Origin of the sequence: Larkinella terrae (assembly GCF_009668025.1) — a bacterium.
Lineage (GTDB): Bacteria > Bacteroidota > Bacteroidia > Cytophagales > Spirosomataceae > Larkinella > Larkinella terrae.
The window spans coordinates 353569-364315 of the sequence record NZ_WJXZ01000015.1; the positions used below are offsets into that span (position 1 = coordinate 353569).

Genomic DNA, 10747 nt, shown 5'->3' on the forward strand with positions numbered 1-10747 from the left:
ATCTACCATGAAAACTCGATTTATACTCGCGGGAATCCTGCTGTTAACCGTTGGTGCCTGCAAGGATTTTCTGGATGTAGTTCCCGAAACCGTGCTGACGCCCGCCAATTTTTACCAGTCGCAGGCGGATTTTGAACAGGCCGTCGGCGGTATTTATGCGCCCCTGCAACCGCTTTATAATCAGGACTGGGTGCTGAACGAGATGCGTTCCGACAACACGCATTTTGTGTTCAACATCGCCCAGCGCGGTCCCAAACCGGAAGAAGATCCGTCGACGTTTACCATCGAAAACAATAACCGCAATACCGCCGGCAAGTGGACCAACGACTACCTCATTATTTCGCGCGCCAATCAGGTGTTGAGCACGATCGACAACATCGATTTTGCGCAGGCCGTGAAGGATAATCTGAAAGGCCAGGCGTATTTTTTACGTGCTTTTGCCTATTTCGATCTGGTCAAAAATTTCGGCGGGGTGCCGGTTTTTCTGGAACCCGCCAGTTCGTACAAAGACACGTTCAAGTCGCGCACCGAGGTCGCCGAGGTCTACAAACAAATTATCGCCGACGCCGAACAGGCCGCCAAATTACTGCCCAACCGCGCCACACAGACCATCGGCCGGGCGAGTTCAGGATCGGCTTACACCTTACTGGGCGATGTGTACATCAACCTGAAACGCTGGCCCGAAGCCGAAACGGCCCTGAAATCGGTAACCACGCAGGGCTACATGCTGCTGGCGGAATACGGTGACATTTTCAAACCGACAAACAAGGGAAATGCCGAAACGGTTTTCGATGTCCAGTACGCCGAAGGCACTTCGCAGGCCGTCAGCAATTATTTGCCATACCGGTTTTTGCCGGTTTTGACCGATCCGTCCGTTATTACGGGCGTCAAACCCTCATCGTCGAACACGGATGGCTGCTACAACACGCCGACCCCGGATTTGCTGGCGGCCTACGAGGATACGCTCAAAGACAAGCGGTATAAAGCGTCCATCGGATTTTATTCCGGCACCTCCCCGCTGGTGGGTGTTACGTATAAAAACACGCCTTACATCAAAAAATACCAGTTTCCGCACGCCCGCTACGGCGAAACCGGAGTCAACTGGCCGGTGTATCGGTATGCGGAAGTGTTGCTGCTGCTGGCGGAAGCGGCCAACGAGCAGGGCCGTTCGGCGGATGCGGGCGTTTTTTTGAATCAGGTCCGGACGCGGGCGGGATTGCCCAACACCACCGCCACCAGCCAAACTACCCTGCGCGAGGCCATCTGGCGCGAACGCCGGATCGAGCTGGCTTTCGAGAACAAACGCTGGCATGATCTGGTGCGCAGTGGCCTGGCCGTCAAGACGATGAGTGAGTATGGCGCCCGGATCAAAGCCAATCCGCAGAAATACTATTACCCCGTGGGTAGTGCGCCCGCAGCCGCTGCTTTTAACGTCACCGACCGGGATTTACTGTACCCGATTCCCATTGGCGAGATCATTATCAACCCGGACATGAAACAGAATCCGGGGTATTGATGATGACTTGCATCATTGGAACTGTTTCAGTGCCATCGGCACAAAATGTTTGTAGCAAAAAGTTCAAATGAGATTTTCAGACGTGCCGTAGGTACACAACCTAAATTCCTGTCGCGTACCTACGGCACGCCCAAAACGTTCAAAAACTTGCATTTTCTACAAACATTTATCCCCTAAAGGGGCTAAAAATTAATCGCTTACACATTCAAGAGACAAACGTATGATCGTACCAAGGATTTTCGTGGCTGTACTTATCTGGATATCCTTCTCAGCCACCTTCGCCCGAGCCCAAACCGATAAGACCTTCTTTAACGGGAAGAATTTGGCGAGCTGGTCGGCGACGGACATGAAATACTGGTCCGTGAAAAACGGGGCCATTGTGGGCCGCGCGACCCAGCCGGTTGAAAAAAACCGATTTCTCTGGTCGTCCGTCAAAGTAGCTGATTTTTACCTCAGTATCGACGTCAAACTCGAACCGGACGACCGCAATGCCGGGATTCAATTTCGCTCCCAAAAAGCCGACGAAACCGGTCAGGCGCTGGGCTATCAGGCCGACATGGGCAAAGACGTTTGGGGGCGTTTGTACCACGAACACGGTCGCCAGAAACTGGATTGGTCGGATCGGGGCGAAAAAGCCGTGCAGCGCGGGCAATGGAATCACTACGAAATTCTGGCCGTGGGCAATCGGATCTGGACGGCGATTAATGGCAAGCTGGCCGTTGCCGTAAAAGATCCCGACGGAGACGCGTCGGGCTACATCGCGCTTCAGATTCACAGCGGTGAACCCCAAACCGTTACCTACAAAATCAACAGGCTGGTCCACAATCCCAAAGTAGAACTGGCCGGTTTGACCGAATCGCAACTGAATAAGGAACTGAAACTGCCGGAAGACAAACGCCAGAGCAACCATTCAACGACGTTCAAATCCGGCGACGTAATCGTTTTTGCCGGCGGTACCAACATTGCCGCGATGCGCAAAGACGGCATTCTGGAAACCCGGATCATGGCCGCCCAACCGACTACCAGGCTCCATCTCTGGAACCTGGGCTGGGACGGCGACACGGTTTTTGAGCAATTCCGGGATGTCGGTTTTGGCAGCTGGAGTAAAAATCTGGACAGCCTGGGTGCCAACGTGGTTTTTGTGCAATTCGGGCAACTGGAGTCGTTGCAGGGGACCAACGAACTACCCCGGTTTATTTCGGCCTATAAAAAACTGCTGGATAGCATTCGGAAGCCCAATCGGCGGATCGTTCTGCTCTCGCCGATTCCGTTTGAACCCGAGCGGTCGTATCTGACACCGGAAGGAAAATCGAACAATCGGCTGACCACCGCGCCCGTCGAAGCTTATGCGGACGCGATCAGGAAGCTGGCTGAATCAGAAGGTTACGGTTTTGTCGATCTATTCCATCCGCTCCGGTCGTCGGCTTTGTTTGGTTCACTGACCACCGACGGTTTGCATTTGAACCCCGAAGGTCATCGGTTGGTGGCGGAATTGATCATGAAGGAACTGAAGCTGCCCGGTGCTTTTGCCGGGGATCTGGCCCCGCTTCGTCAGGAAATTCTGTCGAAAAATGTGCTGTGGTTCAACTACTGGCGACCGAGCAACTGGGCATTTCTGAACGGCGACCGGACGACGCAGCCGTTCAGCCACGACTGGAAAGACAAAAGCCGCCGGATTTTTCCCGAAGAAATGAAAGCCTTTGAACCGCTTATCCGGGAAGCCGAGCAACGGATCGAAGACGAACAAAAAAAACTGCTGCCGGTGCGATAAACCCCTAAATCCCCTAAAGGGGACTTGGACACGATCAATCCGGATCGAAAAGTCCCCTTTAGGGGATTTAGGGGTAGAAAAGCCCCAAACATCATTTCTTAAAAACCTGAATCTCCTTCCAATGGTACTTATTCAAAAAGCCATTACGAACAAAATACCTTTACTGATCGCGTTCATTTTCAGCCAGATATACCACTCTCTGGCTCAGACCATCAACCCGATGTCGGTTTCTCCGGCCGAAGCCGATAACTCGGTAGCCGCCGAACTCAAATCCTTTCAGTTGGCCGATGGGTACAAAATCGAATTGTTTGCGTCCGAAGAACTCGGCATTGCCGACCCCTGCGCCATGCGGTGGGACGAAAAAGGGCGGCTCTGGGTCCTGACCATTCCGTCGTATCCACAACTGGGTCCGGGTCAAAAACCGTTCGATAAACTCACCATTCTGGAAGATCGCAACCACGATGGCAAAGCCGATACCTCGCATGTTTTTGCCGACGGCCTGATGATGCCCCTGGGTTTTGAACTCGGCCACGGCGGGGTATATCTGGGCGAACAAACCGAGCTGGTGTTTCTGAAAGATACCGACGGCGACGGCAAAGCCGACACGCGGCAGGTGCTGATGTCCGGTTTTGGCACGCACGATTCGCACCAGACGATCAATTCGTTTCTCTGGAGCCCGGGCGGTGAGTTGTTTTTTTCGCAGGGACACAGCATTTACAGCCGGGTCGAAACTGCCTGGGGCATCGAAAAAGCCGACCGGGCGGCCATCTGGCGATACCGTCCGCTGCGTCGTCAGCTCGACAATTTTCTGGACGGTTCCACGGCCAGCGTCAATCCCTGGGGTATGAACTTCGGCGAGTGGGGCGAAATGTTTCACAAAGCCAACGATCCGGAACTGTTTTACACCGTTCCCGGTCTGGTCAAAACCGCCCACCGGGCGCTGTTGCCGCCGATTGGCAAGCTCGTCATCAAAGGATCGATCATCGAAATTATCCGGACCAAACACCTGCCCGATGACCTGAAAGGCGACTTCATTATCGCCGGGTATTACAACAACAAAATTGAGCGCATGCGGGTCACGTCCGATTCGTCGGGCTACACGGCCCGCTTGCTGGAGCCGATTCTGAGTTCGAGCAGCCGGAGTTTCCGCCCGATCGACATCAAGGTCGGTCCCGACGGTGCGCTCTACGTGCTGGATTGGTACAACCCCATTATCGGACACTACCAGGCTTCCATGCGGCACCCGGACCGCGACAAAATGCACGGACGAATCTGGCGGATTACGGCCACCGGTCGCCCGCTCGTTCAGCCCCCGAAGCTGGCCGACCAGCCGGTGGCGGTTTTGCTGGATCAGTTGAAATCCGACGAACATTGGGTCCGCTACCAGGTCAAGCGGTTGCTGGCTGAAAAACCGCTGAACGACGTTCGGCCGGTTTTAACGGAATGGGTGGAGAAGCTGGACCGCAACGATCCGAACTACGAGCATCAGTTGATGGAAGCGCTCGGCGTGTACGAAAGTCACGAAGTGGTGCACGAATCCCTCCTGCGGCAACTGGCCAGCGGAAAAGAACCGGGGGCGCGGGCGTATGCCGCCCACGTGGCTGGTAGGTGGGCTGATCAGCTTCTCAAACCGCTTGAAATCCTTGAACCCTTGATTCGTGACGCCAATCCGAGGGTGCGGCTGGAAGCCCTGGTCGCGGTCAGTGCGGTCCACAAGCCCGAAGCGATGGCGCTGGCGACGCAGGTGCTGGATCAGCCGATGGACAAATTTCTTCGGTATGCGCTGGAAAAAACCGCTTATGCGCTCCAGGATTGGTGGGATCCCGCTTTGCAAACCGGGAAACTCGCGTTCAAAAAACCGGCTCAGTTGGCCTGGCTTGTCAGTATGTTGCCGCCTTCGTGGTATACGCCCGACCACTATCGAAAGCTGATTCAGACCGAAAACCTATCGCCGGAGGTTCGGCGGAGTCTCCTGCTGAGTCTGGCTAAAACCGGCAAAGCTCCTGATATTGAGTTTATCCTGCGCCAACCATCGGCCCAAACCGATGCAGCTTTGCTCGAAAACCTGAGCAAGCTGGATGTAAAACCGGTGACTGCGGTGGCGGCTGCGAATTTAAGAAACAGCCTGTCGCCCACGAAAACCGCCGAGGTGAACATGGCCGCGATTCATCTGGCGAGATCCTGGAAAATCAGACCGGTGGCGGCAACCATCAACCATCTCGCAACGAACAACCAGATCGATCAGCGGGTCCGGGCCGAGGGCTTGAAAGCGTTAGTCGAACTGAACGGCCGGACGGTTTTGCCGTTGCTGCAAAAACTGGCGGTTTCTGCCGAAACGCCCCGCGTTATCCGGCTGGCGTCGCTGAAGGGCATTAGTGAACTGGATGTTGCGCTGGCGGCCAATGCAACCGTACTGGAAATGCAGCGCCCGGGCGGTTCGGTAAACGACATGCAGGAAACCATCGCGCCCCTGATCGATCAGCGTTCCGGCACCAAAGCCTTAACGGCGAAGCTCGCCAAAACCGCTCTCCCGAAACCGCAGGCCCGGCTGGCGCTGGAGGCACTGGCTGCGAAAGGAATCAACGCGCCGGAACTCGTCGCCCGGCTAAATCAGTTGGCCGAAGCGCGAACGATTGTCGCTCGAAAATACAGCCCGGATTACGTCGAAAAACTGGCCAAAGCCGTCAAAGAGCAGGGCAACGCCAAACGCGGGGAGTTGATTTATCAGACAAACCCCAGCTGTTCGGCCTGTCACGCACTGAACGGAAATGGTGGCACGATTGGCCCGAACCTGTCGGCCATTGGCCGGGGATTGTCATCGCGGGAAATCATCACCGAGGTTCTCTGGCCGAATCAGAACATCAAGGAAGGGTACAACCGGGTGCAGGTGGAAACAAAAAAAGGCGAGATTATTCAGGGAATCAAGGTGTTTGAAACTGCCGACGTCATTCACATCAAAACGACCGGATTGACAAAAAACCGGGTCATCGACAAAAAAGAACTGGCGAGCCAGACCGAGAGCGGTTCGCTCATGCCGACGGGTTTGATGGATACCTATTCGGAGGAAGACGTACGGGATTTGATCCGGTATCTGAGTGAATTGGGGAGTAATTGAGGCAACCTCTTCTCATTTTGAAGGCACGCAGCTTGTTCGCCAGTTTATTCATCACCAAAAGAACCGGTTCATCGAATTTATTGACCACTCCCTAAAAGTAAGGTACTGGCTCTCAACTAAATTACTAAGTTCACCAATGAACCCGGTTTTATACATGATTTACGCTGAGACATCCATGAAACGTTATGCCTTTCTTTTCGTGCTGCTGATGGTCACCCGCTCGTTTTCCGTTCAGGCGCAGGTAAAACAGCAACCCGACTCGACCTCCAAAGCCAACCGGATGGTGTTTACCGTTACTGAAATACCGCCCCAGTTTCCGGGCGGCATGAATCAGTTGGGAGACTACCTGCGTAAAAACCTGCGGTATCCCGAAACCGCCCGAAAAGCAGGTCGGGAAGGCCGGGTATTCGTTTCATTTATTGTTACCGAACAGGGTAAAATCGAGGATGCGCAGGTGACGAAAAGTCTGGATCCGGAACTGGACGCCGAAGCCCTGCGGCTCATTGAAAGTATGCCCACCTGGACCCCCGCGAAGCAAGCCAATCGACCGGTGGCCTGTAAGTATAACCTGCCGGTCAACTTTCGGATAAATCGTTAGTATACTGATAGTAAGTCGGTTATGAAACCACAAACCGTCTTTTGTAGTTATGGTTTGTCAGCAGCAACGGCCGGGTATCCTCGTCGCCGACGAAATACCGGTTCGTCAGGAATTCGTCCAGGCTGCCGGAGGCTCTCAGGATCAGGCCCGAACTGAGTTGGCTAAATAAGCGCGCTTGAGTTCGGCTTCCGCAAACCGGTAAGCGTACATGAATTTATTGTTTTCCTGCTGGATAATGCCCACGTCTTCGAGTTGCAGGACGTTGTTACAGATCCGCTGGAGACTGCCGTAGAACTCGTCTTCGGACTGTGACAATAATACCTGCAACGCTGAATAGGAAGCGGCTTGCGGCTGGCTGGCCGGGAGGTTGACGGATGTACGTTTCATGGTCTGGGGGTGATTCAGGTTATCGCTGTCACACATTTAAAAAGTAACGTACAGTTACGCCATCGAATGTCCGGTTTTAGAGTAAGGGTTGTTTTTTAGTCTTTCAAAATCCCCAAATTGCCATTCAGAAGACTGTTGAAGCTGCTTTGGCTACACCTACTAATACGTCAACAAGCAACCGTATGTTGCACATTGGTAACAAATAAGTGGTTTTTTATTATTTAAAATGAACCCGTCAGTACGTTGCCCGGCCGCCCGAAATGTCGTAAATGAAACCGGTCGAGAAGCTGTTTTCGGGTGACACAATGAAGCTCGCCATCGCGGCCACTTCGCTGGTTTCACCCAGTCGCCCCATCGGGATTTTGGCGGTCATATAGGCCAGTTGTTCGGGGGCTGTATCGGCGTTCATGGCGGTCCGGATCACCGCCGGAGCCAGCCCGTTGACGGTAATTCCGGCGGTGGCGTATTCTTTGGCAATGGCTTTCACCAGACCGATCACCCCCGCCTTGCTGACCGAATAGCCCACCATGCCCGGATTTCCTTCCTTTCCGGCAATGGATGCAATCAACAGAATCCGGCCATACTGCCGCTCGGCCATGTGAGCAACCACATACTTGGTCATCAGGAAACTCCCGAACAGGTTGATGGCGAGCACTTTCTCGAAATCGGCGGTTTCGTAGCTGGTGATGTTCGTACTCGTCGGGCCGACAACCCCCGCCGAATGAACGACCACGTCGATTTTCCCGAAATCCGCTATGGTTTGCTCGACCGCGGTTTTGACCTGGTCTTCCTGCGAAATATCAATCGTGTACGTCCGAACCGGAATGTTTTGAGCCGTCAGTTCCTGAGCGGTTTTTTCCAGCAAAACCGTATTCCGGTCGAACAGCGCAATCGATGCGCCCTCGGCTCCCAACCGACTGGCAATGGCTTTTCCCAGCCCATCTGCCCCACCGGTAATGATAGCAACCTGGCCCTTGTAGCGGTCAGGAAAGTTATTTAATTGGTCCATTATTGGTTACGTTTTGGATTGTTGACGATGGAGCATTGATCGTTGACGATTGACCGCTGACCATTGACGATTGTCGATGGACGGCGGTCAATGGTCAGCGGTCAATCGTCATCTCATCCTCTCCGCTCAATTTTACCGACCAGAAAGGTGTAGGAACAGGCACCCAGAAAACCCAGCGTTCCGACAAATACCAGCGCCGGTTTGAAGTCGCCGTCCTTGGCCAGATAGCCGATCACGATCGGGACAATGATCGACGCCAGGTTCCCCATAAAATTGAAAACCCCGCCCGTCAGTCCGATGAGGTGTTTGGGAGCCAGTAAGGATACAAATACCCAGGAAATCAGGGCCATGCCCGCTCCGAAAAACGAGAACGACATGAAGAAAATGACCAAAGCGGTGTCGTTGGTGTAGTTAGCTCCAATCAGCGCAACGGATAAAATGAGCCCGATGATGATCGGCGTTTTCCGGGCCGCGCTGACCGACCAGCCTTTTTTCACTAAATTATCGGACACAAAACCGGACAGGAGCACTCCGGCGCAGGCCGCCAGAAACGGAATGGAAGCCAGATAACCGGATTTGATAAAGTCCAATCCGCGGTATTTAACGAGGTACGTTGGAAACCAGGTCAGGAAAAACCAGAGTGTGGCGTTGACCGCAAATTGCGCAAAATAAACGCCCCAGAGCGTCCGGCCGCTGAAAACCAGTTTAAGATTCGCTAACGTCCAGACGCTGGCCTGTGTCCCCACCTTTTTCTGTCTCCGGAACAAACCGCCCCCCTCCTCGATGTAATCGAGTTCGGCCTGATTGACGCCTGAATGATCCAGCGGATCACGGTAGGAAAGATACCAGACAATGCCCCAGACAATGCCGACCAAACCGGTCACCAAAAACAGCCCTTTCCAGCCGGTGTAATATTGCACCGTCACCAGAATCGGGGTCAGAAACGCCAGACCGATAAATTGGCCCGACACATACATCGCAGTGGCAGCCGCCCGCTCGTTATCCGGAAACCAGCTGGTCACGATGCGGTTATTGATCGGGTACGAAGGTGCTTCAAAAGCTCCCGTGGCCAGTCGCAGGCCAAACAGGCTCGCAAAACCGCTGGCAAACCCCTGCAGCAGCGTCACGAACGACCAGGTAATCAGGCAGAAAGCGTATAAAATCCGGGGCGCAAACCGATCGGCAACCAGACCGCCCGGAATCTGCAAAACCGCATAGCTCCAGCCAAAAGCCGAAAAAATGTACCCCATACTCACCGACGATAACTCCAGGTCTTTACTCAGATTGGAAGCCGCCACGGCCAGATTCGTGCGATCAAGGTAATTGATCACCACGTTGACGAAAACGAGCGCCAGCATTCCATAACGCACCCGTGTCTTCTGCATCCTGCCAATTACTTGCTCCATTAAAGTTATCCGGTTTTGGGTTTAGTTTTTGGGGTTACGGTTTTCATCTCGCCGTCCAGCCACCGTCGACGGTCAGCATGGAGCCAACCAGGTAGGTTGCGGCATCGCTGGCCAGGAAAATTGCGGCTCCCTGGATTTCGCGCAGCTCACCCCAGCGGCCCAGCGCCGTTGCCCCCACCACGAACTTCTTGCCTTCTTCGGTGTCGGCAATCGGCACATTCATATCGGTCAGGAAAGGCCCCGGACAAATGGCATTGACGTTGATGTTGAACGGCGCCAGTTCCAGCGCGAGGCCGCGCGTCATCTGCACCACAGCACCTTTGCTGGAGGTGTAGGGCGTCCGATTAGCCAGCCCAACCAGGCCGAGTGTGCTGGCCAGGTTGATAATGCTGCCTCTTCCGGCCTGTTTCATGAACGGCGTCACGGCGCGGCAACACAGCCAGGTGCCGGTTACATTCGCATTCATCACTTTATTAAAATCTTCCAGCGTCACCTCGTCAATGGGTCCGCGAATGTTGATTCCGGCGCTATTGATGAGAATATCGATCCGACCGAAGGCGTCGAACGCGGCTTTTGCCATCGCTTCCGTTTGCGACTGATCGGTAATATCGGCGCTGAACGCGATCGCTTTGACGCCAAAATCCCGGCTCAGTTCTTCGGCGGCTTTCGCGCCTTCCTCCGCATTTCGGTTCACCAGCATCACATTGGCACCCGCCGAAGCCAGCCCGGCGGCCATAGCCAGCCCCAACCCTTTGGAACCGCCCGTAATGATGGCCGCCCGCCCACTCAAATCAAACTGCTTAATCCCGGGTAGTATTTCTTTACTCATAAGTGATTAGTATACGGTTTTCAGTATTCGGTTTACGGTAGCTGACGCGTTCATTAAATGTCAAATAACGAACGCGGCCGCCACCGTAAACCGAAAACTGAAAACCGTAAAACTTT

General features: G+C 54.1%; 8 protein-coding genes. 4 read left to right on the top strand and 4 right to left on the bottom strand.

Annotation, left to right across the window (positions count from 1 at the left end; translation table 11 throughout):
- Window positions 1-7: 7 nt before the first annotated feature.
- The 4 genes from GJJ30_RS30695 to GJJ30_RS30710 all read left to right on the top strand — a co-directional run bounded on the left by GJJ30_RS30695 (window position 8) and on the right by GJJ30_RS30710 (window position 7000).
- Complete coding sequence (locus GJJ30_RS30695; RefSeq protein WP_154179053.1) at window positions 8-1516, top strand: RagB/SusD family nutrient uptake outer membrane protein; 1509 nt, start codon at window positions 8-10, stop codon at window positions 1514-1516.
- A gap of 220 nt (window positions 1517-1736) precedes the next feature.
- On the top strand, window positions 1737-3287 hold the full coding sequence (locus tag GJJ30_RS30700; protein WP_154179054.1) for a 3-keto-alpha-glucoside-1,2-lyase-like domain-containing protein: 1551 nt from the start codon (window positions 1737-1739) through the stop codon (window positions 3285-3287).
- Between the two features lie 121 nt (window positions 3288-3408).
- A complete protein-coding gene (locus GJJ30_RS30705) occupies window positions 3409-6402 on the top strand; it encodes a PVC-type heme-binding CxxCH protein (protein ID WP_154179055.1) in 2994 nt (997 codons plus the stop codon).
- A gap of 175 nt (window positions 6403-6577) precedes the next feature.
- Window positions 6578-7000, top strand: coding sequence for an energy transducer TonB (locus tag GJJ30_RS30710; protein WP_170299313.1), 423 nt, complete (start codon window positions 6578-6580; stop codon window positions 6998-7000).
- 141 nt (window positions 7001-7141) lie between these two features.
- Here GJJ30_RS30710 and GJJ30_RS30715 read toward each other — a convergent pair whose 3' ends face one another.
- From GJJ30_RS30715 to GJJ30_RS30730, 4 genes are all read right to left on the bottom strand, one after another.
- Complete coding sequence (locus GJJ30_RS30715; protein WP_154179057.1) at window positions 7142-7387, bottom strand: hypothetical protein; 246 nt, start codon at window positions 7385-7387, stop codon at window positions 7142-7144.
- Window positions 7388-7622: 235 nt separating this feature from the next.
- Window positions 7623-8396 (bottom strand): SDR family NAD(P)-dependent oxidoreductase, encoded by a 774-nt coding sequence (locus GJJ30_RS30720; protein ID WP_154179058.1) that lies wholly within the window; start codon window positions 8394-8396, stop codon window positions 7623-7625.
- Between the two features lie 113 nt (window positions 8397-8509).
- Complete coding sequence (locus tag GJJ30_RS30725) at window positions 8510-9802, bottom strand: MFS transporter (protein WP_154179059.1); 1293 nt, start codon at window positions 9800-9802, stop codon at window positions 8510-8512.
- A gap of 43 nt (window positions 9803-9845) precedes the next feature.
- Window positions 9846-10631 carry an SDR family NAD(P)-dependent oxidoreductase gene (locus GJJ30_RS30730; protein ID WP_154179060.1) on the bottom strand — a complete coding sequence of 262 codons (786 nt, stop codon included), beginning with the start codon at window positions 10629-10631 and terminating at the stop codon, window positions 9846-9848.
- Window positions 10632-10747: the final 116 nt, after the last annotated feature.

Bases quoted from the DNA above. Each gene is read 5' to 3' on its own strand.
- GJJ30_RS30695 (WP_154179053.1), top strand. From the start codon at position 8: ATGAAAACTCGATTTATACTCGCGGGAATCCTGCTGTTAACCGTTGGT.
- GJJ30_RS30700 (WP_154179054.1), top strand. From the start codon at position 1,737: ATGATCGTACCAAGGATTTTCGTGGCTGTACTTATCTGGATATCCTTC.
- GJJ30_RS30705 (WP_154179055.1), top strand. From the start codon at position 3,409: ATGGTACTTATTCAAAAAGCCATTACGAACAAAATACCTTTACTGATC.
- GJJ30_RS30710 (WP_170299313.1), top strand. From the start codon at position 6,578: ATGAAACGTTATGCCTTTCTTTTCGTGCTGCTGATGGTCACCCGCTCG.
- GJJ30_RS30715 (WP_154179057.1), bottom strand. From the start codon at position 7,387: ATGAAACGTACATCCGTCAACCTCCCGGCCAGCCAGCCGCAAGCCGCT.
- GJJ30_RS30720 (WP_154179058.1), bottom strand. From the start codon at position 8,396: ATGGACCAATTAAATAACTTTCCTGACCGCTACAAGGGCCAGGTTGCT.
- GJJ30_RS30725 (WP_154179059.1), bottom strand. From the start codon at position 9,802: ATGGAGCAAGTAATTGGCAGGATGCAGAAGACACGGGTGCGTTATGGA.
- GJJ30_RS30730 (WP_154179060.1), bottom strand. From the start codon at position 10,631: ATGAGTAAAGAAATACTACCCGGGATTAAGCAGTTTGATTTGAGTGGG.